This is a genomic window from Photorhabdus antumapuensis, from assembly GCF_020387775.1.
Lineage (GTDB): Bacteria > Pseudomonadota > Gammaproteobacteria > Enterobacterales > Enterobacteriaceae > Photorhabdus > Photorhabdus antumapuensis.
Genome location: NZ_JAHZMK010000012.1, coordinates 139,971 through 166,875 on the forward strand (window position 1 = coordinate 139,971; position 26,905 = coordinate 166,875).

Sequence of the window (26,905 nt, forward strand, 5' to 3'; positions counted from 1 at the left end):
AAAAAAACGCCCCAAATTAAGTATCAATCAGCGGATTTCAGGCAACAATATTACCCCCGCGACATGCCGGTGACGCTAAAACAGTATCCTGTAATTCATTCCACTCTTTTTCTGTATAAGTATGCAACGCCAAAGCATGAACACCTGCGGACAATTCTGCCGATAATACGCCGTAAACGGAACGATGTCGGTTCAGCATACGTTCACCAACAAATTTATTACTGATGATGACGACTTTAAAATGGCTTTCAGAACCTATGGGTACATTGTGACGATCACTTTCATCAATGACCTCAAGATATGAGGGATTAAATGCAGCCTGTAATTTCTCTTCTATATCCTGATATACCATATCATTCTCCTTAACCGCACAGCAGTCGTACTGCCAACCATACTAATAATTTTAGCCTATTCTCCACGAGTTATAGCATCAACGCATTAAAATATCTTTTAATCGAATCCCACATCATAAGGTTTTTATATGCGTTTACCCCATCAGGGATATGCCATGATTAAAAGGCAGTGCTATTATTGACGTAATTTATGCTATTGATAAGTATTACTGGATATCCTTATCACTGATGAGAAAATTAACATGTTGAAAATAATCTTATTCCCACTCATTGCGCTTGCTCTTCTTGCTGGTTGCGCCGCTCCCAGCAATACCCTGACCATCGAACCTAAAATTACATTACCAACAACAGACCCAACGATGGGCGCGATTACCATCAGTATCAGCGGTGCCGACAATCGTCAATCTCAGACACTTGCTCAAGTTAACCGCAATGCAAAGCTGGAAATACTGAAACCATCCCGTGATCTGCGCTTTCTACTCCAAGAAATCCTGGAAAAACAGATGACTGCCCGTGGTTATATGATTGGCTCTCCAGCCAATGCCAATCTGCAAATTATTGTGAACAATTTATATGCAGACGTTAAAGAAGGCAGCCTGCGCCATAATATTTCAACAAAAGCCGATATTTCCATCATTAGTACAGCGCAAAATGGCAGTAAACAAGTTAAAAATTATCGCACTAGCTATAATGTACAAGGTCCTTTAGGCGCAACTAATGAAAAAATTGCTGATGCAGTCAATACTGTATTATCAGAAGTCATAGCAGATATGGCTCAAGATCCTTCCGTCAGCAATTTCATCAAACAAAATGCTCGCTAATTAAAGGATTAATTATTTACTCTGCCCGCCAAGGGCAGGGTTTTGGGAGGCACATGTCTTATCGTTATCTCACCGTTTTTACCCAACATAACTCACGAATCCTGCTTTTACTTGGCTTTGTTTCTGGTTTACCACTCGCACTGACTGCCAGCACCCTGCAAGCATGGATGACCGTTGAAAACATTGATCTTAAAACAATTGGCTTCTTTTCTCTTGTCGGCCAAGCGTATGTTTTCAAATTTCTTTGGTCCCCTTTTATGGACCGCTTTATCCCCCCTTTTCTTGGGCGTCGCCGAGGTTGGCTACTTGTTACACAGTTATTACTCATCGCCAGTATCGCTACAATGGGTTTTCTCCAACCATCTCAACATCTATGGTGGCTAGCCACACTGGCGGTAACCGTCGCTTTCTGTTCTGCATCACAGGATATCGTCTTTGATGCTTATAAAACCGATTTACTGAGTATCGAAGAGCGGGGTGTAGGTGCTGCCGTTTCGGTACTTGGTTATCGATTAGCCATGTTAGTTTCAGGCGGGTTAGCATTATGGATCGCAGACCGCTATATTGGCTGGCAACACACCTACTGGTTGATGGCTGGACTGATGCTGATTGGCGTCTATGCGACGTTAAAAGCTAAAGAACCTGAAATTGGCGCTCTGCCACCAAAAACACTCCAACAAGCTGCAATAGAACCATTAGCCGATTTTTTTAATCGCAATAATGCGTGGCTGATACTGCTACTAATTGTCATGTATAAAATGGGAGATGCCTTTGCTGCCAGCCTAAGTACCCCATTTCTTATCCGTGGTATTGGCTTTGATGCTGGTGAGGTTGGAATGATCAACAAAACTCTGGGATTAACAGCAACTATCGTTGGTGCATTATATGGTGGTTATCTGATGCAACGATGGAGTTTATTCCGCTCACTAATGATCTTTGGCATTCTTCAAGCGATTTCCAATATTGGATACTGGCTGTTATCCATTACTGACAAAAATATCTACACTATGGGCAGCGCCATTTTTCTGGAAAATATCTGTGGCGGAATGGGAACCGCTGCATTTGTTGCCTTACTTATGGCGTTATGTCATAAATCATTCTCTGCAACACAGTTTGCTTTATTATCTGCCTTATCTGCTGTTGGACGCGTCTATGTCGGCCCAATTGCGGGTTGGTTCGTTGAATTACATGGCTGGCCAAACTTCTATCTATTCTCTATAGCGGCCTCTGTTCCAGGCTTATTACTGTTATTTATCTGCCGACAGACTCTGACTTATACCCAGCGAACTAACGATTTTATGCCACGTACTGAGTTTAGAAATTTTTATCGTCTAGCACTTGGCTTACTATCATTAGCAAGTATCTTGCTTACATTCTGGTTATTTACCATCACCACCAATGCTCTTAACTGGACTCATGCACCTGATCTAGCCGAAACATTACTATTATGGGGAGCACAGATTGGTATCACAGGCATCATTCTCGGTAGCTTTCTAGATTATCGCGCATTAAGAAGGAACAAATTGGCTTAAAAGGCAAAAACATTAAGTTAATTTATTAAAGGTTGACGGCTGTCAGCCTTTGATATCTCTGTCCTCTTTTTTAATATTTAAGTGATAGCGATCACACTTCAAATAGTCATTTGCCCAAAAGTGCTATTTTCAAGTAATTATTTGATTGTTCAATATTCATATCCGCGTAGAATCAGACTACCATTTTAAGGGTTATTTAATATAACTTTAAAACCCAAAACCTCTTTTCATGGATGCGTTAGAGAAATTTATGAGAACAACCATTCTGGCTACTGCTTTATTCACCACCGTCTCAGTTCCAGCTTATGCTGAATATCAAGGAGGCTTTGCTAATCTCAGTATGAACTACCTTGACTGGACTAGCCATACCACACACAAGTCAGGGCAAACCTCTCATAAAGATGACTTTGCCTACTTGGAGCTGGAAGGCGGAGCCGGATTTAACTGGGGTGAATTATACGGGTTCTTTGATCTGGAAAATGCTTTCAACAGTCAGCATGCTCAACCAGGAGATAACCAAAGATACACTTTTAAAACCACCGGACGCTTTTATCTGGCTGATACTGGCTTCAATCTCTATGGTCATGTTTACGGTACTTACTCCCTCCCAGGTACAGCACATGGCGGGAATTTCCATGAGGTAAACACTCTCTATGGTATTGGTTACAACACTGATTTCGCCGGCGTCTGGTTCAAACCGTTTGTTGCGCTGCACTATGTTGACCAAACTTTCTACTCCGGTAATAACGGCTATGTCGTTGGTTGGGTTGCGGGTTACGACTTTCAACTCTGGGAAGAAAAATTCAGCATAACTAACTGGAATGAAATAGAACTTAACCGGAATGAACGCTACGGCAACGGTGGACGGAACGGTACCAATGGTGCAATAGCGTTATGGTGGACACCTCACCAATCCTTCACAACCGGCATTCAATATCGATATGCCGATCATAAACTGGGTGAAGATTTCTGGCAGGATGGGATTGTTTACACTATCAAATATAATTTCTAATTATTGATCTTAATTGTGAGCGACCAAAAGTGGCTCACAATTAATTTAATTCTTAAATAAAATGGCCGCGGTGGAAATTTTTAAAGCAAATTTTTTTATTTTTTTCCCCTTCACTAAAAAATATAAAATAACTTTGGTATAAATTCGTATTTCCGCCCTATTTCGTTACAATTAAATAACCTTTTCAAGCTAACTTCTGATTAATCCTCCACTTGCATGTGATCCCATCGACATAAAGGGTAACAACCCCTCAACTAACTATTACAAATGTTTACACTCCAGTAGCCTTACCGTAGAATGCCCGCACTGATGAAACGACAATAGAGCTTTTGTTATTTGGAGTCGTTAGATGAGACTTATGAAATACAATAAAGGTATTGGGATATTGTCAATACTAGCGGCTACTCTCGTGCTGAGTGGCTGCGATATGGTATTGATGAATCCTAAAGGCGCCATCGGCGCTGAACAAAAAACGCTGATACTCACGGCTATTGGCCTGATGCTGATCATCGTTATTCCGGTAATCATCATGGCATTCACTTTTGCCCTGCGTTACCGCGAAGCCAACAGAAGTGCTACCTATCGCCCTAATTGGGCACACTCAAATAAAATTGAGCTGGTAGTATGGACCGTTCCTATCATTATCATTATTATTTTAGCAACCATTACCTGGAAAACAACCCACGAGCTTGACCCATATAAGCCACTGGTCAGTGATGAAAAACCAGTGACTATCGAAGTTATTTCTCTTGATTGGAAATGGCTGTTCGTTTACCCGGAGCAAGGCATCGCTACAGTTAACGAAATTGCTTTCCCTACCGGGGTTCCTATTAACTTCAAAATCACCTCTGATTCTGTGATGAATTCATTCTTCATCCCACAGTTAGGAGGTCAAATCTATGCAATGGCTGGTATGCAGACTAAACTTCACTTAATTGCCGATGAACCTGGCACTTATAAAGGTTTGTCCAGTAGCTATAGTGGCCACGGCTTCTCTGGCATGAAATTTACTGCTACAGCTACCGCAGATCGTGAAGGTTTTGAACAATGGGTTCAAACAGTGAAAGCTTCTCCTAAAACCTTGGATACCATGCAAGCATTTGATGAGTTAGCCAAACAGAGCCAAAACCATCCGGTTGAATACTTCTCAAGCGTTAAGCCTAACCTGTATCAAGACATTATTGCCAAATTTATGGGCAACATGAATATGCATGGCGGCCACGGTGCAACGACAGGTCATAACATGAATATGAGCGAAACTGCTCATGCCGGAGTTGAGGAATAAAGTAATGTTGGGAAAATTAACACTTGATGCAATCCCATTGCATGAGCCCATTGTCATGGTCACTCTTGCAGGGATTCTCTTCGCAGGGCTCGCAATTGTCGGAGCCCTGACCTATTTCCGTAAATGGAAATGGCTATGGAGCGAGTGGTTAACCAGCGTTGACCACAAGAAAATCGGTATTATGTACATTATCGTGGCTCTGGTCATGATGCTCCGTGGCTTCGCCGATGCCATCATGATGCGTGGTCAGCAGGCTGTTGCTTCTGCGAGTGAAGCAGGTTTCCTGCCACCGCATCACTATGACCAGATTTTTACCGCCCACGGCGTCATCATGATTTTCTTCATGGCGACACCTTTTGTTGTCGGCCTGATGAACATCGTGGTTCCACTACAGATCGGCGCTCGTGACGTGGCATTCCCATTCCTGAACTCACTGAGTTTCTGGTTCTTCGTCGTTGGTGTTGCACTGATTAACATCTCTCTGGGTATAGGTGAATTCGCTCAGACCGGCTGGTTAGCTTATCCTCCGCTCTCAGGTATAGAATATAGCCCAGGCGTTGGAGTCGATTATTGGATATGGAGTCTTCAGATATCCGGTATCGGCACATTACTGACAGGCGTTAACTTCTTTGCGACGATCCTGCGTATGCGCGCTCCTGGCATGTCTATGATGAAAATGCCTGTATTCTCCTGGGCAGCACTCTGTACTAACGTACTGATCATCGCAGCATTCCCGATTCTGACAGTTACCATTGCCCTGCTAACTTTTGACCGTTACATGGGTACCCATTTCTTCACCAATGATATGGGCGGTAATATGATGATGTATATCAACCTGATATGGGCTTGGGGTCACCCTGAAGTTTATATTCTGGTGCTGCCAGTCTTTGGTGTTTTCTCTGAAGTGACTGCGACGTTCTCGAAAAAACGGCTGTTCGGCTACACTTCTCTGGTATGGGCAACCATTGCCATCACCGTATTGTCGTTTATCGTATGGCTGCACCACTTCTTTACGATGGGCTCCGGTGCGAACGTTAACGCCTTCTTTGGTATAGCCACCATGATTATCTCGATTCCGACAGGTGTTAAGATCTTCAACTGGCTGTTCACCATGTATCAGGGCCGTATTGAGTATAAAACACCGATGTTGTGGACTGTTGGCTTTATCGTCACCTTCTCTATCGGTGGTATGACTGGCGTTCTGCTGGCAGTTCCAGGTGCAAACTTCGTTCTGCATAACAGCTTGTTCCTGATTGCACACTTCCATAATGTTATCATCGGTGGTGTTGTCTTCGGTTGCTTCGCCGGTACTGCTTACTGGTTCCCGAAAGCCTTTGGTTTCACACTGAACGAAAAATGGGGTGTCCGCGCATTCTGGTTCTGGATCATTGGCTTCTTTATCGCCTTTATGCCAGTTTACGCACTCGGCTTTATGGGGATGACCCGTCGTATCAGCCAAAATATCAACCCTGAATTCCATACTTTGCTGGTTGTCTCCGCGATTGGTGTTGCATTGATCGCCGTTGGCATCCTGTGTCAGGTCATTCAATTCTACGTTAGTATCCGTGACCGTGACCAAAACCGTGACCTGACCGGTGACCCTTGGGGCGGACGTACTCTGGAGTGGGCAACATCTTCTCCACCACCGTTTTATAACTTTGCTGACGTTCCACATGTGCAAACGCGTGATGCATGGTGGGATATGAAAGAAAAAGGCACAGCTTATAAACGTCCCGCTAAATATGAAGAAATTCATATGCCTAAAAATGCCGGTGCAGGTGTAATTATTGCTGGCTTCAGCTTGCTTTTTGGCTTCGCTATGATTTGGCATATCTGGTGGCTGGCTATCGCAGGCTTCGCTGGCATGATTATCACTTGGATTGCGAAAAGCTTTGATGACGATGTTGATTACTACGTACCGGTTGCTGAAGTTGAGCAAATTGAGAATCAGCACCATGAACAAATTAGCAAGGCAGGTCTGAACCATGTCAACTGAAACTATGACTAACCACAATCATGCCCATGAGGATCATGGGCACCACGATGCGGGAGCCACTAAAGTATTCGGTTTCTGGATCTACTTGATGAGTGACTGTATTTTGTTCGCATGTCTGTTTGCGACTTATGCAGTGCTGGTTAACGGAACCGCAGGCGGCAAATCTGGTAAAGAAATTTTCGACCTCTCTTTTGTACTGGTTGAAACTTTCCTGCTGTTATTCAGTAGTATCACTTATGGCTTTGCCATGCTGGGTATGCACAAAGGCAAAATCGGCCAGGTTAACGCTTGGCTCGGTATGACTTTCCTGTTCGGCCTTGGCTTCGTGGCAATGGAACTGTATGAATTCCATCATCTGATTGCAGACGGCTACGGCCCTGACCGCAGTGCGTTCCTATCTGGATTCTTCGCTCTAGTCGCTACTCACGGTATCCACGTTACCTGTGGTCTGGTCTGGATTATCATCATGATGATTCAGGTAACACGCCGCGGCTTAACCGATGTTAACAAAACCCGTCTGAATTGCCTGAGCTTATTCTGGCACTTCCTTGATGTGGTGTGGATCTGTGTATTTACCGTTGTTTATCTGTTAGGAGCTATGTAATGAATCATTCAAATACAGCTCATACTGGAGCTAGCCACGGTAGCCTGAAGTCTTATATTATCGGCTTTGTTCTTTCAGTCATCCTGACAGTGATTCCGTTCTGGATGGTAATGGATGGTTCCGCCTCCCATGCCACTATCCTGACAACGGTAGTCGGTCTGGCTGTTGTGCAGATTCTTGTTCATTTTATCTACTTCCTGCACATGAACACTTCATCAGAAGAGCGCTGGAACTTAGTCGCATTGCTGTTCACTATTTTGATTATCGGTATTGTTGTTGTTGGCTCGTTATGGATCATGTACAACCTCAACATTAATATGATGGTTGATTAAAGAGCTGCATATTATGATTAAGCAATACCTGCAAGTAACTAAACCAGGAATTATTTTCGGCAATTTAATTTCTGTCATCGGTGGTTTTCTACTCGCCTCGAAAGGGGTGATTGATTACCCTTTGTTCATTTCGACTCTACTCGGCGTTTCATTAGTCGTGGCTTCTGGTTGTGTATTTAACAACTACATTGACCGTGACATCGATCGGATCATGGAAAGAACAAAAAACCGCGTCCTTGTAAAAGGGCTTATTGATCCGAAAATCAGCCTGATTTATGCATCAATACTGGGTATTGCTGGCATAGTGCTGCTCTATGCAGCAACCAATGCTTTAGCAATGCAATTAGCGATTATCGGTTTTGTCGTATATGTAGGGGTTTACAGCCTCTACATGAAAAGAAAATCTGTTTATGGCACATTAATCGGCAGTTTGTCTGGTGCGGCACCTCCAGTTATCGGTTATTGTGCAGTGACTGGTCAGTTTGATACGGGCGCGTTGATCCTGTTACTGATTTTCAGCCTGTGGCAAATGCCGCACTCCTATGCCATTGCTATTTTTCGTTTCAAAGATTACCAGGCAGCCAACATTCCTGTACTGCCCGTGATTAAAGGCATATCTGTGGCGAAAAACCACATTATCCTTTATATCCTGGCATTTATGATTGCAACCCTTATGTTAGCTATCAGCGGCTACGCTGGTTACAAATATCTGGTCGTTGCAGCCGCAGTGAGCGTCTGGTGGCTAGGAATGGCGTTATCCGGTTACAAAACTGATAATGACCGCATTTGGGCTCGTAAATTATTTATATTTTCCATTGTGGCAATCACTTCCCTGAGTGTCATGATGTCTATTGACCCGCATGTGCCCTCAGAAGCCTTCCTAACTTACGTCCGGTAATGTTCCCTGATGGCAGTGGCTTACCCCCTCTGCCATCAGTTTCCTTCCAGCCTATTATCCCCTCGCCTTAATACTTCAATATTATTAATTCAATTAACTATTTACCCCTTATTGAAAACCTATCTACAATGACGCATCAAAATATTTCGAGGTAATCATGAACGATAATAAAATGACGCCACTTGAGCTTCGGGCGACATGGGGCCTAGGTTCAATTTTTTCTCTGCGAATGCTAGGCATGTTCATGGTTCTTCCAGTATTAACAACCTACGGCCTTCATCTAAAAGATGCCACCGAAACACTTATTGGCATCGCCATTGGCATTTATGGTTTAACCCAAGCCATTTTCCAGATTCCAGTTGGTCTGCTTTCTGACAAAATTGGCCGTAAGCCCTTAATTATTGGTGGGTTACTACTATTCGTCCTTGGCAGTATCATTGCTGCTCTCAGTGATTCTATCTGGGGCATAATAATTGGACGAGCGCTACAAGGTACTGGAGCTATATCTGCTGCAATCATGGCGCTACTTTCTGATTTAACCCGAGAACAAAATCGAACTAAAGCGATGGCTTTTATTGGCATTAGTTTCGGAATAATTTTCGCCATAGCCATTGTACTTGGCCCAATCCTGACTCATGCCATTGGGTTAAACGGTCTGTTTTGGGTAATTACCATTCTGGCCGGTTGTGGCATTCTAATAACACTATTTGCTGTTCCCTCCGCAGATAAACACATGCTTAACCGTGAATCAGGCATTGTCCGTCACAGCTTTCGTAAAGTTCTGGCTGATAGCCAATTGCTGAAACTTAACTTTGGCATTCTCAGTTTGCACACTTTGCTAATGGCAAGTTTTGTCGCCTTTCCTCTAGTGATGCAACAAGCAGGGCTCCCTAACCAACAACTTTGGAAGGTTTACCTGATCACTATGCTAGTTTCATTCCTATCTGTTTTACCTTTCATTATTTACGCAGAAAAAAAACGCCGCATGAAACAAGTGTTTTCACTGTGCATCACAATGCTGCTGATTGCTGAAATTGTATTATGGGCGGCGGGACATCATTTATGGGTGATTTTTATCGGCATACAAATTTTCTTTATTGCTTTCAATGTAATGGAAGCTATCTTGCCATCACTCATCAGTAAAGAAGCACCAGCGGGTTATAAAGGTACAGCAATGGGTATCTACTCCACCAGCCAATTTTTAGGTGTCGCTTTAGGAGGTGGCCTTGGTGGTTGGTTATATGAATTAAAAGGAGCACCGCTGGTATTTGCGGCAGGTATCGTTCTGACAATCATTTGGTTCATCATCAGTATAACAATGAAACAACCTCCTTATGTCAGCAGCATCAGAATTTCTCTACCAGAAAATATAGTCAATAAAGCATTGCTGGAACAAAAAATTCTTGTTCAGCCAGGCGTTTGCGATGTCGTTATTGTTCCGGAGGAGCATAGTGCCTACATAAAAGTAGATACTAAGCTGACAAGCAGAGCACAACTTGAACAATTGATAGCTAATAATAATGACACGATAGATTAAGTATCAAACCAGATAACCCCTACTCGCTCCGATTCGATATTAAGGTAAATTGGGAGCGGTATTCCGGCTAGGAATACCCCGCTCCACATTAAACTAGATATATCAATCCATTGGGTGGAAAATCAATCCCGGAAATTAGTAAACTGGAATGGCTGTCCCAGCTCTGCGCCACGAACTAATGCCATAACACTTTGCAAATCATCACGAGCTTTACCTGTCACTCGCACTTGCTCACCCTGAATCTGTGCCTGTACTTTCAGCTTACTATCCTTAATCAGCTTCACAATCTTTTTCGCCGTAGGGGTATCAATCCCCTGCTTCAGAGTCGCTTCAACGCTATAAGTCTTACCACTGTGCAACATATCATCAGGGATATTCAATGCAGAGCCATCGATACCACGCTTAGCCAGCTTTTCACGTATAATATCGACCAACTGACTTACCTGAAAATCTGACTCACTGGCAATCTTGATAGATTCACTTTTTTCATTTAATTCGAAACTGGCGCTGACATTACGAAAATCCCAACGGCTAGCGAGCTCGCGCTGCGCATTTTCTACCGCATTGCGAACTTCATGCATATCAATTTCTGAAACAATATCGAAAGATGGCATGATCCATGACCTCCTGATAATCAATAAATTGGCATGATAACCGCTTTCCATTGCCAGCAAAAGCTCTATACTTGGATTGAACTGCACCCCAAAAGTTAGACACTAACTAATTAACCTTATATCTTGATTATTACTTTTGCAGAGCGATAATCCCCTGACTGATCATCAGAGATGGATAAATGAGTTGAACTCTTCTGCTCTGCGATGTCGATGATTTTTACCGTGTATTCATTCCACTCTGGGAACAACAGTGTATTGAAGAAGGACATCGTCAGCGCAGACGTCATGGCCGCATGAGTGCCAGCGAGATTATGACCATTGTGATTGCTTTTCATATGTCACATTATCGCAATTTCAAAAATTTCTACTTTGGATTAGTCCGACGATACCCTCAACAAGACTTTCCCACCCTGCTCAGCTATACCCGTTTCCTCGGCGTCGTCTCCTCAGTTTTAAGACCTCTTTGCAGCTATTTGACGCAGGTGAAAGGGAAACCTACGGAGCTCGCCTTTATCGACTCCACGAGTATTCGTGTTTGATCATGGTCTACTTGGAGCCAAGAGACAGAAAGGGCTTTACGCCCCTCCCGTGATTTCTTTTACTAGTTCAAGACAATGAAGGCACCAGTACCGCCTATGCGGTCTGACAGTTTTGCCGCAAGTGTTCGCAAACACCATTACCGGTTACTGGATGGCCCAAGACAGTTCAAACAAACCATCCCTAACTACTCCCATCCTGGTAAAACACTCGACCAAGTGATCAACGCTGATCACCGACGAGGAACCTTTCAGCTTGATTTTCAGATGCCGGTGCGTCACTGCCTGACTACCAAACACCTTGCGCACCACCAGGGCCGTGCCATTGGCCGAGTCGGTCAATATCAGGTCATCCTCGTGACGGCTGACGAGAATTTTTTCCGCATCGGCCACCGGCATGATCAAGTAATCCAGGACCTCGCTCGGGTCATCGTTGTCAATGATGATCGTGCGGTAATGAGACCACATCGCCTCATTGAAACAATAGGTATCACTATCAGCCCCGCCATGCAGCACCACACTGTCGACACCAGCAATCAGCAGAGGTGTCAGCTCGTCCTGACAGCCACTCATTCCCCCGCCCTGAAGCAACAGCGACGAACCAATGCGCTCGACACCGGTATAATGCATACCACCACCCTGAATCCGGTACAGCGCCTGGTCCGTTGGGCTGTACACATAGGCGCCCTTCTTCCCAGCATCAACTCCGACGAAACGAAGGTTGTTTGCGGCGGCAGGGATACCACCGACGGAGAACAATTGGCCACTGTCGACATCGAACCATCCTCGCGTTTCATTGCCTTGCAAGGTCAGCACGCCTTTAGTAGACCACTGACTGGCAACCTCAGTAAGTGCTTGTGGCAGACGGGCAAGGTTGTCCTGTTGCCAACCTTTGTCGACGGCAACCAACTGCAATTTACCGTCATTGGTTCGCAGCAGGATCTCGCCCTTAACAGTGGTCAAGCGCAGCCCGGCATCAACTTGCTCCGCCGCCTTAAGGTGTAGTTCAGGCGCCAGCTCACTGGCAGCGGGAAGCTGCGCCGAGGCTTCAAGCACCGCGTCGGTACCGAACGCGGCAGCCAACGCATCGACAGTCATAGGCGGCTGACGATACAACTTACCGCTGGCGAGTTCGAACAGTTGTGCACTGGAACCGTCCGCTTCAAAACCCAGAAACTGTAGATGTTTGTCTTGCAGGGGAGCCGAAGCCACCACCACCTGGCCGTTGTGGTACCACACCGGCAGCTGGTTGCCATTGGTGCCCTTGACCCCGAACACCGCCAGAGTGGCTCTAAAACCGGTAACACCGGCCAAGTCCTGCCACCAGTGGGTATGTTTCTTGAGCCAATGCTCGTTAACCGCTGCGTAGCTAAGCTGTCCCAATGCATCAAGCTGAGCCACATACCCATCCTCGGTTATCGCAATCAGGTGACCGTTCACATTGATCACATTAGCCAAGTCCGGTGTGGTGACCCGTAATGCGCTCGGCTGGTTAGCGTCGAGTACCTCCTGCCCTGGCCCTTCTTGGCGGAACAGAGCCTTTTTCTCCTTGCTGTAGAAGAAAAACACTTCCTTACCACCGGGCTGCGGAATGCTCCCCGCCAACACCAGATCGGCCGGAATATCCCAGGCACTGCGGGTCTGTTTACGCTCTTCGAAGTTCAAGGTCTGATCCGCTGGTGGCTCCAGATTTGGTTTGATTAACGTCCCGTCGCTGGTACGTATCCAGTAACGATGCGGCACGCGAGCCGCATCCAAGCCGAACAGCGTGACCAACTCTGCACTGGTCGGCTTGATCAACCGTACGCCCAGCGTATAGGTCGGAGTCTCGCGCAGGATACCATCGCTCTCATAACCCTTGCGGATGACCTGAAGCTCATCATCATGCCGGCTAGTACCTGCCGAAAGCTGGAGCAACTCATCATCACCCACTGCACTCACCAACTCCATTCGGTCACCGAGAATCTGATAGCCCAGCTCAGCCCCCCTCTCCTCTGGCCGCTCCTTTAGCCGTTCCTTTAGCCGATAATAGCGCGCCAGATAAACTGTCTTTCCCTCCTGCCATAGCCGACTGATCTTACCGTCATACTGGTTGAACCATAGTTCAAACTGCGCATCGACCTGTCCGGTAGCGATGTCTACCCGCCACACCGCCACATTATCGGCGTCATAGAAATAAGCATAGTCGTCTACCACCGCACCCAGTTGGGCATGCCTGGCCTGTTCCTGGCTGGTGTCGGTAAACAGCATACGGTCCTTGACCACATCGTAGAACGCTCGACCGACATCTCGCCCCTTGTGGAGGTAGTTCTCGACCACCACGTACTGTCCATGTAGCTGATGCGCCTTATTCAATTCTTTTAAGTGCTGCTCGATTTGCTGGCCGGTCCCCTGCCATGCGTTCGCATTTGTACTTACCAAATTAACGGTCAGCTTCGAGTTAGAGAAAACGACTTCATGCACCTCACCTTTGTTGACCACCGATACCGGCTTATTCTGGGTCGGGTCAAGCTCTACCACAACCCCGCCGACCACCAGCTGATTCTTCGACACGCTAATGCTGTCACTGGCTAACTGACTGCGGTCAATGATCCATTCACTGGCAGCAACGTTCGTGAGCTTAACTCGGGTGCCTTCGTTGAGGCCGATCTGGTACTTACCACCTGCACCCTTGATCTCGTAACGCAGGTAGTCATGCAGCTCCTTGGGCAACTTAGGCACCACCAGTTGTCGGTCACGCTGATCGAGCACCACCTCAATCGGGGTGTCGACGTACTCATGATTAATCCTGCGGATTGTCTGCTCACCCGGAAAGATGTAGAAGTCGTAATCGAATCGCTTGTCTTTCTCAAGCTTGCGGATAACGTCAAAGCCGGTGTCGTGGCGTGTGGTAGCACCGGGGAGCAGCATGTATTCGTATCTGATGTAGGACTTGGGCGTGCCCGGCAGGATCACTACACTGTCGCCGTATTCAAGGGACTTGAAAGCCTCCTTGTAACCAATGCCGCTGCGCACCTCGATTGCCTCACTACGGTCGTGGACCATTCGCGGAAAGTCACCGATCCAGAAAAAGTAATTGATTTCCCCCGAACCGGTAGAGCCGGAATGAGTACGGTAGATGTATTGGCTATTGAAGACTATCTGGTTCTTTTGCAAGTCGAGGCACTTGACTACCGCCCCAGGCAGGGACACCAGCACCTTCTTCCCGTTCTCGACTTTATGATCATAGCCATTGTCTCTATACGCCTTGTCGACCATGTCGAAGTAACGGCCCACCGCCTTGGCATCCTCGGCAACCGCACCAAAAGCCTGTGCCAGTGCCGTAAAACCCACTGCGAGCCCACCAAGGATCACCCCGGCTCCACCGAGTACTGCCGCAGCCGTCGAGGCACCGACCAATCCGGCCCCCACCCCGGCAGCGCCAGTGACAAAGCTAGCCGAGTCGAACGCCAGCTGGGTACCGAACACAGCCTTCTGTACATCGTTTTCGGCGTGGGCCAGCTCATAGGCATCCAGACCGACCATGACGCCACCAAACAATATACCTGCGCCTTCATTGACGGTGTGGCCCAGGCTCAAGGCAAAGTCCTTAAACGAAGTTTCGGCGGCCTTCACTTCGCCGCGCAGCGCTGTGCTCACCAATTCAGTGATCTTGACCACGTCCTGGAGACTACCGTGAGCCATCTGAGTCAGACCAAGATAGCTATGGATCTTGAGTGCAGTGGCTAGATCAGGCGAAACCACTCCGCTTGCAGCATCATGGCGGTTCTTGTCAGCAAACCACTGGATCAGCGTTTGGACCGTAAACCCGGCGTTCAACCCGTCCACCGGTGCGACCTCGCCAACCCCGCGGCGAAGCTGCATCCGACCATTCTCCAGAGTAAAGTGCTCATTCAGCACACTCATGTGTTCATCGACGAAGCGCCGGAATTCGACAAAAGTACTATCGTCAGTGGTCAACCAGCGGGTTTGCTCGGGTTGGTCACGGTTGATGAACTGGACCCGGTAGCGACCTTCTCCCAGGTCCTCGGTCGTGGCAATAATCGGTAGCCAGTAGCTGTCCAGTTGGTGTTCTTGCGCCAACCGGGTGCTGGCAACTTCAAACCGTGCCCCTAATTGCTCGGCATCAAGGGTCTTGAGCAAGGTACTCAGTCGCAAGTCTTCCGTGACCCGCTCTGGTGCTCTCACCGCCTGCTCGACCTGGCGTCGTTGCCCAATGACACTGGCCAGTTCCTCGAACCGGGTCAGATCGGCCACGTTCAAGCCATTGCCCACAGGTACCTCAGCCATCTTACCGGTATTGATCTCAACCAAGTTGAAGGCCGGCGCCGACTGACTGCCGAACGAGCCATAGTGTACGGCCAGATTGTGCCCAACTAAGTGCTTCTCCATCGCCCTAGACAAATTATTAGTGTTGTCGAAGGCAAAGATGCCGACGTTCGGGTCATAGAAGTAGTAGCGACGCCCTTCGGCTGTATCAGTGATCCCTACCATCATCGAGTGATTCTGGGTATTGAGCGCGAACATCGCAGTGTGAGTCGTTGTGGTCAGCAGCGACACCACTTCGGACAAATTGAACAGGTCCAATTCCGTGGAAGCCTGAACGGCTTCAACATTGGAGTGCAGCCGGATCAGGCTGTTCTTGAGCAGCGTGGAGCTGCCCGCCCGCGGGTCGGCGGAAGCGAAGAACAGTTTTTGCACCAGATTGTTGATGCCGGTCTCACCGCCACTAGCCAATGCCACGGCCATAGCCCTGACCAAGGGGTAGCAACGGCCACCGAATTGGTCACCGACCAGCGACAGATAAAAGTCCTGTGGTACCAGGCGATTGAAGACACTGCCGGCATCATGGAAGTCCTCACTGAACACCGCAGTCTGCCGTAGTACCTTATCGATGTATTCGGCCTGGCTGGTTTCGGTGATGCGACCGCTTAAGGCTCCCCGTTGCTTGGCGGTAAGTTTTCCCTCAAGAAACAGGCGTTTCATGTCGAGAACTGACGTTTCATCATCCACCCCGGGGATATTGATCTTACGGAAGTTATGCAAACCATCGGTAAACGCAGTATCCAATACACCACGCTGGTAAACCTCGGCGATCGCATAACGCTCACCCACGCTGCTGGTGTGCTCCCCATCCTGAATAGCCGTATCGTTAATCCTTACCACCGCGGCGCTGCCGTCTTTGGCCTTGATTTGCTGCCAGAGCCAAGTCTTCTCAACAAAGTCGGATTCACGCAATACTGAATCGTACTGTGCCCTGTAATAGTCCTGCGTAAGATTCAGTTGTTTGATCTGCTGGTCGATCAAAGCCGTATCGCTTGAAGTGCGTCGTGCTTCCTGGAGCTGGTAGCGCTTGTCTGCCACTTGATTGATGTCGGCAAAGACCTTGGCCTGAACTGCTCTGCGCAACTGGGTCCATGCAGCAATCGCTGGATGTTCGGGAGAAAACTCGCCCTCTGTGTAGACACCGTCGGCAACCCCTTCGACCGACACCCCAAACTGCGTTGCTACCTTCTTCAGTTGTTGGTGAACCTGCTCGCGGTAGGTGGCAAACTTGTCCTGATTGCGCTGCCCCACCTGACTGTCGGCGACCTGGTTCGAAAATGGCTCCCCATCATCGCGCAGCTTCGGCCAGACCTTCTGTCCATCTCGTTGATATTCTTGACGCTGGAACGCCAGTTGCCATTCGCCATGAACGTACTGCATGTACGCCATGGCAAGGCCCTCGGTGGTACCGGATACCTGGTAATCCTTGTAGTCGACTGCCATCACCACATTGTCGTACAGTAGCGAGCTGTTGACCCGGCCATCGTGGTAAACTCGGTAGGTATTGGCGTCAAGACTGGTCACCACCAGCGAGCCACCCGACAACGTACCGGTGAAGAGGAAGTTGCCCAGTACCGCCTGCTTGGGAATGTCCACATAGGCAGGCACCGCATTAGCTTGGTCCGAACCGTTGTAGCCAAGGAAGTACGCCAACTCGTGGTTTGTCGATATATCATAGGTGCTTCGCTCGGTGTATTCGAGCTCATACAAGTTAGGCGTGACTTTCACCAACTGAGCATTACCCTCTGCCGGCAGGCGGCCCGACTTGACCAACGCCTCGGCACTGATGGTATGGGTTTTGGCGAACTGTGTAGGATCAGCAACAAACTGATGGATATCAGCACTACCTTGACGGGGTTCAAATCTATCACCTACAGACGCCAATCCGCCCTTGAGTTTGAGATCCTTGCAGGTAAAACTCGGTGGATGAAACTCACCAGCCTTCGGCAAACCCTGATTGATGATCGGCAAAACTCGCGCCATTACTCCGTCATACAGTTCACTCCGCAACGCCATCACTTTGCCTTTAGCGCGGTACTTGTCGAACATCTGTAACATGTCCTCGCCGATACTGCCCGTCCCCTTCGGTTCATAACGCGCAGCGACGTAGAAGGCTTCGAAGAACGAATGATAGCCGTTACGGATCATGAAGGCCGCATTGGCCATCTGGAACTGCCAGTACTCCTTGACGCTCAATGCCCTACCGAACAATTCCGGCAAAGCATTGCTAACGGTCTGGGTGGTCCCGGAAATCCCCCCCACGAACGGGGTGTCCAAGTCATTCATGTAACGTGTGGCGTCATTATTAGGGTCCGGACGGAACTGGTTGTAGCTGCGGTATTTATCGTCCTTGATCAGGTACGAACCATCGTGATACGCCAGCCCCTCAGAGCTGGTATTGAGGATCAGATACGGGTCGGGCTGATTCAACCGGTTATTGATCATAACCTTGTCAGCACCCAGCTCTCGGTGGGAATTGACCGGGACCGCGGCCTTGGAAAGGCCATCAGCTACCGGGCGCAAGGCATGGAACAAGACCTGTTTGCGCAGGCTCTTGCCCTCATTACTCAACAGCGCCGCCTCAACCTTCGGGCGCAATTGCGCATCAGCGCTCTCAAGACCCTGGGGACCGGCCAGCAACAGGGTGAGCAACTTGCTATCCAGCGAGCGCTCAACCGTGACCTCATCAAAAACCGGTATTTTCGGGTTGTTTTGATGCTGTGCTTCATTGGCTTTGTCGACCCGCTGGGTTTCCTCTTCTTTAGCCTGAGCGCGCCATTGTTCGTACAGCGGTTCCAGCAGCTTCTTGGCCTGGGCAATGTCACTTTGCACATAGCCACTTTGCAGAACCTTGACCACAGCCGCGTTCTTCACCAGGCTCTCCGCCAACCCGAACAGCAGCGTGTCATTATCGACACGCTGCCAGACCGAAGCGGCGAACGCCTGTTCCCACAGCACCTTGTTCAGGTTATTGCCCTTGATATCGCGCATACTGTCACGGGGGAACTTCGGCGCCAGCATCCCTGCCGGGGTGATGTGGTTGCGTTCGAGCAAACGCACCAGTTGCTGATCGAACTCCGTGCCTTCAACGCTGCCTTTGAATAAACGACTAGCCTTCTCCCCATCGTCTCGCAATTGATCCAGCTTCTCAAAAAATGCGGCGTTGTATTGATACAATTCGGCGGTCTGCGCCTTGCTCAAGTGACTACTGCTAATCTTGTCGCCGTCAACGCTCATCACCACAAAGGGCGTTGCGGACAGGTAGGTTTTGCTTTGGAGTTTACCCTGGGTTTTGCTCTGAGGCATTTCCAATAAGTACTGACGACTGGCAAAACCGACCGAGCGTTCCAGCTCATGAATATTGACGAAAAGCCCATCACGGTCCGGGTAGTAACTGTTCTGGCGAAACCCCTCCAGGCCGATAGTCTGGAAGCTGGAGATATCCGCATTTTGATTGATCAGGTCACTCAAAGCGCTTGGCAATGGCACCTCACGGGGGATAGTGGTACTCAGAGCCTGGCCGGATACCTGAATCCCAATCTGGTTCGGTACCTTGCGATCAACGTTGGTCAGCAGCATCTTGTGACCGTCACCCAGCAACTGTGCCTTGAAACCTTCGCGCAAGGTGCTTTCCGAAACCAGGTAATTGGCGAAGTACTTCTCGACGAATGCAGTTTTGACCAGCACCGAGCGAATTGGCGCATAGGTCGGCGAACGGGAGGATGGCGGCTCACTTTTGAGCCGGTATTGTTGTTGCCAGGCCAGGGAGCGGGCTGCGGTACCGAAGGAGAAGTTGAGTACCCCATTCGTCGACACGACCAACCTACCGTTCTCCAGGAAGAAGTCTTTGAAGCGGCCATCAGTGCTGGCATTGACCAACGCGACGTTCATGCGGATGTAGCCAGGACGTTCCTCCATCATCAGTAGTGAAATATTTACCGGCAGATCATCGGAGGCTTGAGGTACCTTGGTCAGCGCGTCAAGGGCCGCAGCCTCTTCCTTAGGGGATGATGCATTGAGAAAGGCGTTGTAGCGGGCATTGACGTCCTTGTAAGCTTGCAGTTCGGAAAACAGCGTCACATATTTTTGGCTAAATGTAGAGTCGGCTACCTGTATGGCCAGTTGCTGTTCCAAACGATTAATCTTGTCATTCAGCTTAGCCCGCTTGTTCACCTTATCCTCCTTCAGGAGCACCTCCTTCGAGGTCACCTCCTTCAGAGTCGCCGTATTCAGGGGCGCCGCATTCAGAGCCTTTAAGCCGCCGGGACTCAGCATGCCCAGGGCCTTGCTCCAAGTGCTGTCAAAGTGCGTTATGGCCGTTTGCTGACGGCGGTATAACAAGATGTCGCGGTCCAGTTGCTGCTTGTAGGCGTTGACCGCCGGAGTGCCGCGCACATTGTCCATCTTCTGCCGTCTTTGCTGTAACGTCTGCAAATGGTCGCCGACAGAAACAGGGTTGTCCTGCATATGAAAATGCTGGGCAGCCAGCACACTCTGGGTACTCTGCTGCATTTCTTGCAGCCGGTCGATTACCTGCCTGATATAGTTGGCATGCTCGTCAGAGCTCATGTTGAACCATTCGGTCTGACGACCCGTCGCCTTGATCTGTTGATAGATCAGAATATTAAGCCGTTTCGTAAAGTCTTTAGATATAGGTATAAAAGCCATTGCAGTGATCCTTTGTCTGTTCTTGAGGGAAGCCCTTCGCACCGTGAAAGGCTGTCTGTCAATACGGATTTGTTATCCAATACATTTACCGTGGGATTCCCGCACATACGGCCGGGTCGAAGGTAAATGTCATTTGATGCTCCTTTATTTGGATGATAGTCGCAGGTCATGGTTCTTTAGGTTGGTGAATATTGGATAGCCAATAGTTCTTTGCCCTGTAGTTGTAGTTATCATTATTTCCTTTATTTTTCGTTTATATTGCAGATCATATGAATGATAACGCTATAATATAATCAACTTTGAATATATCTAAATATCAATTATTAATAATTTGAACTATTTATTAATATGATTATTTATGTGTGGACATATTTTTCAATCATATTGTTGCGTTTTTTATAAGACATTGAATAAATAAAGTGACGAATTTTAGAAAGGTTATTTATTGACTGGTTGTTATATCTGATTTTTTGGGGTCACTTCAGATTAGCGAGATTTTATCATTTCTATCCATTACCATAACAGCGTCTCTCCCGGAGGATTATATGAAGATAACCGTTCTTGGCTGTGGCGCTATAGGAAAACTGTGGCTAGCAGCATTATCGCAACAAAAACATCAAGTACAGGGTTGGCTAAAGAGCTCCCGGTCTTATTTATCTGTTCGTATTGACGAAATTAATGGGGAAATATTCAACCAACCAATCCCAACTAATAACAGTAACCATCTTGCCAACAGCGAATTACTGCTTGTCTGCCTAAAAGCATGGCAAGTCGCTGATGCAGTGAATAATTTACTCCCCAAACTTTCACCTAATTGTCCAATCTTATTACTACACAATGGCATGGGTACCCAAGAAGAACTATTATCAGCGCCTAATCCAATACTTCTTGGCGTCACAACGCATGGCGCATATCAGGATGACCAACGGGTTTATCATACCGCTTCTGGGTTAACCTATATCGGTTCAGTAACGTCAAATGCAACTGGGCTTAGCTCTCTGGCTAATGTATTACACCAATCTTTGCCAGATGTTGCATGGCATAATGAAATTCTCTCTATTAGTTGGCTGAAACTTGCCGCTAACTGTGTCGTAAACCCGCTGACTGCACTTTATGAGTGCCAAAATGGAGATTTGCTTCGCTATCCTGAACAATTGAATATTTTGTGCGAAGAAATTATTCAGGTTATACAACGAGAAAATATACATACCACTATCGACAACCTGATTGCCTATGTCTACGATGTGATTAAGCTTACAGCAAAAAACTACTCTTCCATGTTGCAGGATGTTCGCGCAAAACGTCACACTGAAATTGACTATATCACCGGTTATTTATTACGCCGGGCCCGTGCACATGGTCTGTCCACCCCTGAAAATACCCGTATCTATAACCTAGTAAAACATAAAGAAAGATGATTATGAGCCCTTCAGCACTCATCTGCCTAGCTCACGGTAGTGAAGAAATAGACAAAAACATCTTACTTTATACAATTCAGGGTTCACGTAATAGGAACCCCGAAATGTATAATTAAAGCAATTAAGGCCGATAAACTTTCACGTTATCAAAACCCTGTTCAGATAAATAAAGTGCCTGCAAACGGCTCATTACTCCACGTTCACAATAGAGCAGATAAGTCTTCTCCTTTGGCAAATCACCAAACTGGCTGCTCAACTTATAGAATGGCAATGATTTGATTTCCACACCATTCAACTGTAATGGTCGATCATCTTGTTCATCAGGCGAACGAATATCTAATAACACATCCGTTGGAGCGAACGCTGCCACTGTTTCAATTTCAACCACTTGCTCATTTCTTTGTTCTGCGATCTGACGAATATCAATATTCTGAGCTTCACTAACAACTTTTTCCAGAATATTAAAATCGAAATTCGCTTCTTCTGCTTCAATTTTAGCTTTAACGGCTTTTACCGTCGGGCTTTTTGAAATAACACCACAGAATTCAGGCATTGTACGAGCAAAATCTTCAGTGCCTATTTCACGTGCCAACCTGATAATGTGCTCTTTATCATGAGAAATCAGTGGCCGCAGAATCAACGTATCCGATGCATTATCAATCAAACGCAAATTAGTGAGTGTCTGGCTGGAAACCTGTCCCAAAGCCTCACCGGTAACAATCGCCTGCACGCCATAACGCTCTGCAACTTTAGATGCCGCTCTTACCATCATCCGTTTAAGCACCACCCCCATTTGGCCGTCATCAATTTTTTCCAAAATTTCAGCAACAACAGGTTCAAAATCCACAGCAACGAAACGGACTTTATGGGAACGACCAAAACGATTCCAAAGATAATGAGCAACCTGCTTCACACCAATTTCATGAGCAGAACCGCCAAGATTGAAGAAGCAATAGTGAACACGACAGCCACGGCGCATTAGCATATAGCTGGAAACACCAGAATCAAAGCCTCCAGAAATTAGAGACAATACATCTTCCTGCGTTCCGATAGGAAAACCACCAATCCCCTCATAACGGGCTTTTACCAGAATCAGCACATCTTGATCAATTTCCAGATTAACAGTCACATCAGGATGATTGAGTTTTACTTTTGCAGATTCAATATGCTGGTTTAAACCACCACCGACATAACGTTCTACTTCATTGGAAGTAAATTGATGTTTACCGCGACGTTTAACCCGAACACAAAATGTCTTATTGTGGAGCAATTCGCCATAAGCCTCATAAGCTTGTTCAAAGATATGATGCATATCACGAAATTCACGCTCTTCTACTTGCAGAATATGGTGGATCCCGGGGATACGTGTCAGAGCATCACAAATTTGAGCGCCAAGATTTTCATCTTTAGTACGAACTTCGATATTATCCCAATGGCGAACCACTGCAATATTACCTCCTAACGTTTTAAGCACATTGCGAATATTACTAGCGAGAATTTTAATAAAGCGCAAACGAACAGTTTGGCTCTTGATCGTGATTTCAGGGAATAATTTAATAATAAACTTCATAGTGAGTTATAGTAGTAGTTAGGCATTTTAATAAATAAAACTGATGGTATGTTTTGGTTGTCAAATCTAGGCTGCGAAGTATAACACTATCTCGTGATATAGCGCGTAAAAAACACAAAATCCGTTAAGGATTTGTTTGCACCAACGTAATAGGATAGTCTGCAACTCTCAGGCGAACTCTGTATAAATAGTAAAAAATTATGCCAAAGAAAAATGCAATATCAGAAAGTACAAACAGTACGCCAGAAACTACACCGGCAATGACATTTGAAAGCTCATTAAAAGAGCTGGAACAGATCGTCACCCGACTGGAATCAGGTGAACTGGCACTGGAAGAAGCACTAAGCGAGTTTGAACGTGGTATTCAATTAGCCCGTCGAGGACAACAAACTTTGCAACAAGCAGAACAGCGAGTACAAATTCTGCTTAATGATGGCGCCCAATCTCCATTGAGTCATTTCTCCCCGGATACCGAATAAGCCTATGTCTGAACAAAATTCAACCCAATTTAAAGAACAGCTTAAAATCTGTCAACAACGAGTCAATCACGTTCTGATAAGCACACTATCTTCGCTGGCATTTGCAGACAATCCACTGGTTCACGCAATGCAGCATGGCACTTTACTCGGTGGTAAACGTCTGCGCCCATTTTTAGTTTATGCCGTCGGTGAAATGTTTGGATTATCCGCAAATAATCTGGATGCTCCAGCAGCAGCCGTTGAATGTATCCACGCCTATTCATTAATTCATGACGACTTACCTGCGATGGATAACGATGATTTACGCCGTGGACAACCAACCTGCCACATAAAATTTGGGGAAGCTCACGCGATTCTGGCGGGAGATGCATTACAGGCTCTAGCGTTTGAAATCCTATCTAAAAGAGAAATGCCGGATGTTACAACAGCAGATCGCCTTGAAATGCTTGCTGAATTGGCAACCGCCAGTGGTATAGCCGGTATGTGTGGCGGCCAAGCCCTGGACTTAGCTGCGGAAGGCAAGCACATTGATCTTCATATGCTGGAACAAATTCATCGTCACAAAACGGGCGCGCTTATCCGTTCCGCTGTCAGAATGGGCGCATATGGTGCAGGCCAAAGTGGGCATGACGCCCTGCCTGAATTGGATCAATATGCCCAAGCGATTGGTCTCGCATTCCAAGTTCAGGATGATATTCTTGATGTCATTGGCGATACCGAAATGATAGGAAAACGTCAAGGCAGTGACCAACAGTTAAGAAAAAGCACTTACCCTGCACTATTGGGGTTAGAACAAGCCCAAAAAAAAGCACACGAACTGTATCAAGAAGCCTTAAAAGCTTTGAGCAAACTGGAAGATAAATCCTATAACACAACAATGCTGCGCGCACTTGCCAGCTTTATTATTGAACGCAATAACTAAGGTCTGCCGGTAAATTTACCCGCTGGCAGCTCTATTAATAAACACTTCTTAACGAGCATCAAATGAGCATTGATATAGCCAAATACCCCACATTGGCATTAGCGGAAAATCCTGAAGAACTTCGTATGTTGCCAAAAGAGAGCCTGCCGAAGTTATGTGATGAACTTCGGCAATTCCTGCTAAACAGTGTCAGTCGCTCCAGTGGTCATTTTGCCTCCGGTCTTGGTACCGTTGAGCTGACTGTAGCATTACATTATGTCTATAAAACGCCTTTCGATAAATTGGTATGGGATGTTGGCCATCAGGCTTATCCTCACAAAATCCTGACAGGGCGTCGAGATCGTATTGATACGATTCGTCAAAAAAATGGTCTTCATCCTTTCCCGTGGCGAGATGAAAGTGAATATGACACCTTATGTGTTGGGCACTCATCGACCTCTATCAGCGCTGGATTAGGCATGGCAATTGCTGCTCAACGCGAAGGCAAAGGCCGCCGCACAGTTTGTGTTATCGGTGATGGTGCGATAACAGCAGGGATGGCTTTCGAAGCGATGAACCATGCCGGGGATATCGATCCGGATATGTTAGTCATTCTTAATGACAACGAAATGTCTATCTCAGAGAACGTTGGTGCGTTAAATAACCATCTAGCCCAACTTCTTTCCGGTAAACTCTACACCACGTTGCGGGAAGGCGGGAAAAAAGTCTTTTCCAACCTACCACCGATTAAAGAACTACTGAAAAAAACTGAAGAACATATCAAAGGCATGGTTGTTCCTGGCACTTTGTTTGAAGAATTGGGCTTTAATTATATTGGCCCCATTGACGGACATGACGTACTGACATTAACCCAAACGCTGAAAAACATGCGTGAACTGAAAGGGCCGCAGCTACTGCACATCATGACCAAAAAAGGTCGAGGCTATGCGCCCGCTGAAAAAGACCCCATCAGTTGGCATGCGGTACCTAAATTTGATCCGACCACTGGCGCACTACCTAAAAGCTCAGACAACCGCCCTACTTTCTCCAAAATCTTTGGAGACTGGCTATGCGAAGAGGCCGCTAACGACAAAAAACTGATGGCAATTACACCTGCCATGCGTGAAGGCTCTGGTATGGTGCGTTTCTCCCGTGAATATCCTGATCAATACTTTGATGTCGCCATTGCAGAACAACATGCCGTGACTTTTGCCGCTGGTTTAGCAATTGGTGGTTACAGACCGATTGTTGCTATCTATTCGACATTCCTCCAACGTGCTTATGACCAGGTTATTCATGATGTTGCCATTCAGAATCTACCTGTTTTATTTGCAATCGATCGCGGCGGTATCGTGGGGGCTGATGGTCAGACACATCAAGGTGCCTTTGATCTTTCATTCCTTCGTTGCATCCCCAACATGGTCATTATGGCACCAAGTGATGAGAACGAATGCCGCCAGATGCTACATACTGGCTATCATTATCAGCAAGGTCCAGTAGCCGTGCGCTATCCACGAGGAACCGGAACGGGTGCGGAACGCCAACCATTTGAACAATTGCCAATTGGTAAAGGTGTTATTCGCCGTCAAGGTAAGAAGGTAGCGATCCTGAACTTTGGTACTCTGTTACCCGATGCAATAACAGCAGCAGAATCACTGGATGCAACTGTTGTTGATATGCGCTTTATTAAACCACTGGATAAAGAATTGGTATTAGAAATGGCCGATAACCATGATTTATTGGTCACACTGGAAGAAAATGCCATTATGGGTGGCGCTGGAAGTGGCGTTAATGAACTATTAATGCAAGAAGGTCGCCTGGTGCAAATTCTGAATATTGGCTTGCCCGACCAATTTGTACCACAAGGTAGCCAGGAAGAAATCAGAGCGGATTTAGGGCTTGATGCCGCGGGTATTCAAAATAGAGTCAATAAAAGGCTATTTTCCTGAGTGTATAAGGGTAATAGGATATTTATCCTATTATCCTTACTATTATATAGTTAATTAACCATATGATTTATTAA

The 26,905-nt window shown here is 46.9% G+C and carries 17 protein-coding genes and 2 pseudogenes; 14 read left to right on the forward strand and 5 right to left on the reverse strand.

Annotated elements, in window-relative coordinates:
- Window positions 1–37: 37 nt before the first annotated feature.
- Window positions 38–352 carry a transcriptional regulator BolA gene (gene bolA, locus KZ793_RS04125; protein WP_225813752.1) on the reverse strand — a complete coding sequence of 105 codons (315 nt, stop codon included), beginning with the start codon at window positions 350–352 and terminating at the stop codon, window positions 38–40.
- 243 nt (window positions 353–595) lie between these two features.
- On the opposite strand from bolA, the gene KZ793_RS04130 reads away from it, so the two are divergent.
- The 9 genes from KZ793_RS04130 to KZ793_RS04170 all read left to right on the forward strand — a co-directional run bounded on the left by KZ793_RS04130 (window position 596) and on the right by KZ793_RS04170 (window position 10,370).
- Entirely contained in the window at window positions 596–1,174 is a 579-nt protein-coding gene (locus KZ793_RS04130; RefSeq protein WP_225813754.1) for a lipoprotein, read from the forward strand.
- 53 nt (window positions 1,175–1,227) lie between these two features.
- Window positions 1,228–2,706, forward strand: coding sequence for a muropeptide MFS transporter AmpG (gene ampG, locus KZ793_RS04135; RefSeq protein WP_225813756.1), 1,479 nt, complete (start codon window positions 1,228–1,230; stop codon window positions 2,704–2,706).
- Window positions 2,707–2,956: 250 nt separating this feature from the next.
- Window positions 2,957–3,718, forward strand: coding sequence for a nucleoside-specific channel-forming Tsx family protein (locus tag KZ793_RS04140; RefSeq protein WP_225813758.1), 762 nt, complete (start codon window positions 2,957–2,959; stop codon window positions 3,716–3,718).
- Window positions 3,719–4,067: 349 nt separating this feature from the next.
- The gene (gene cyoA, locus KZ793_RS04145) at window positions 4,068–5,003 is read left to right on the forward strand and encodes a cytochrome o ubiquinol oxidase subunit II (RefSeq protein WP_118985113.1); all 936 of its coding nucleotides are present in this window, start codon (window positions 4,068–4,070) and stop codon (window positions 5,001–5,003) included.
- A 4-nt stretch (window positions 5,004–5,007) separates the two neighbouring features.
- Window positions 5,008–6,999, forward strand: coding sequence for a cytochrome o ubiquinol oxidase subunit I (cyoB, locus tag KZ793_RS04150; protein WP_225813760.1), 1,992 nt, complete (start codon window positions 5,008–5,010; stop codon window positions 6,997–6,999).
- Complete coding sequence (locus KZ793_RS04155; protein WP_132353784.1) at window positions 6,989–7,603, forward strand: cytochrome o ubiquinol oxidase subunit III; 615 nt, start codon at window positions 6,989–6,991, stop codon at window positions 7,601–7,603. The genes cyoB and KZ793_RS04155 overlap by 11 nt, the downstream gene beginning before the upstream one ends.
- Entirely contained in the window at window positions 7,603–7,935 is a 333-nt protein-coding gene (locus tag KZ793_RS04160; protein ID WP_225813762.1) for a cytochrome o ubiquinol oxidase subunit IV, read from the forward strand. Before KZ793_RS04155 ends, KZ793_RS04160 begins: the two co-directional genes overlap by 1 nt.
- A 13-nt stretch (window positions 7,936–7,948) precedes the next feature.
- On the forward strand, window positions 7,949–8,833 hold the full coding sequence (gene cyoE, locus KZ793_RS04165; protein WP_225813763.1) for a heme o synthase: 885 nt from the start codon (window positions 7,949–7,951) through the stop codon (window positions 8,831–8,833).
- A gap of 157 nt (window positions 8,834–8,990) precedes the next feature.
- Window positions 8,991–10,370, forward strand: coding sequence for an MFS transporter (locus tag KZ793_RS04170; RefSeq protein WP_225813765.1), 1,380 nt, complete (start codon window positions 8,991–8,993; stop codon window positions 10,368–10,370).
- Between the two features lie 122 nt (window positions 10,371–10,492).
- On the opposite strand, the gene KZ793_RS04175 is transcribed toward KZ793_RS04170, so the two are convergent.
- Window positions 10,493–10,984 carry a YajQ family cyclic di-GMP-binding protein gene (locus tag KZ793_RS04175; RefSeq protein WP_225813767.1) on the reverse strand — a complete coding sequence of 164 codons (492 nt, stop codon included), beginning with the start codon at window positions 10,982–10,984 and terminating at the stop codon, window positions 10,493–10,495.
- Window positions 10,985–11,100: 116 nt separating this feature from the next.
- Window positions 11,101–11,319: a hypothetical protein gene (locus KZ793_RS22815; protein ID WP_397443573.1), complete on the reverse strand. Its 219-nt coding sequence runs from the start codon at window positions 11,317–11,319 to the stop codon at window positions 11,101–11,103.
- Here KZ793_RS22815 and KZ793_RS04180 point away from each other — a divergent pair.
- Window positions 11,215–11,520: pseudogene (locus tag KZ793_RS04180) on the forward strand (IS982 family transposase); the annotation flags it as partial. The gene KZ793_RS22815 and the pseudogene KZ793_RS04180 overlap by 105 nt on opposite strands.
- A 147-nt stretch (window positions 11,521–11,667) precedes the next feature.
- Here KZ793_RS04180 and KZ793_RS04185 read toward each other — a convergent pair.
- Window positions 11,668–20,514, reverse strand: coding sequence for a TcdA/TcdB pore-forming domain-containing protein (locus tag KZ793_RS04185; protein WP_225813769.1), 8,847 nt, complete (start codon window positions 20,512–20,514; stop codon window positions 11,668–11,670).
- 545 nt (window positions 20,515–21,059) lie between these two features.
- Between KZ793_RS04185 and panE the strand changes: the two are divergent.
- Window positions 21,060–21,972, forward strand: a pseudogene (gene panE / locus KZ793_RS04190) (2-dehydropantoate 2-reductase).
- 81 nt (window positions 21,973–22,053) lie between these two features.
- On the opposite strand, the gene thiI reads toward panE, so the two are convergent.
- Complete coding sequence (gene thiI, locus KZ793_RS04195) at window positions 22,054–23,502, reverse strand: tRNA uracil 4-sulfurtransferase ThiI (protein WP_225813771.1); 1,449 nt, start codon at window positions 23,500–23,502, stop codon at window positions 22,054–22,056.
- A 200-nt stretch (window positions 23,503–23,702) separates the two neighbouring features.
- Here thiI and xseB point away from each other — a divergent pair, with 200 nt between their 5' ends.
- From xseB to dxs, 3 genes are all read left to right on the forward strand, one after another.
- A complete protein-coding gene (xseB, locus tag KZ793_RS04200) occupies window positions 23,703–23,981 on the forward strand; it encodes an exodeoxyribonuclease VII small subunit (protein ID WP_225813773.1) in 279 nt (92 codons plus the stop codon).
- Window positions 23,982–23,985: 4 nt separating this feature from the next.
- Window positions 23,986–24,903, forward strand: a complete 918-nt coding sequence (gene ispA, locus KZ793_RS04205; protein ID WP_225813775.1) for a (2E,6E)-farnesyl diphosphate synthase — start codon at window positions 23,986–23,988, stop codon at window positions 24,901–24,903.
- A gap of 62 nt (window positions 24,904–24,965) precedes the next feature.
- The gene (gene dxs / locus KZ793_RS04210) at window positions 24,966–26,831 is read left to right on the forward strand and encodes a 1-deoxy-D-xylulose-5-phosphate synthase (RefSeq protein ID WP_225813777.1); all 1,866 of its coding nucleotides are present in this window, start codon (window positions 24,966–24,968) and stop codon (window positions 26,829–26,831) included.
- Window positions 26,832–26,905 lie beyond the last annotated feature (74 nt).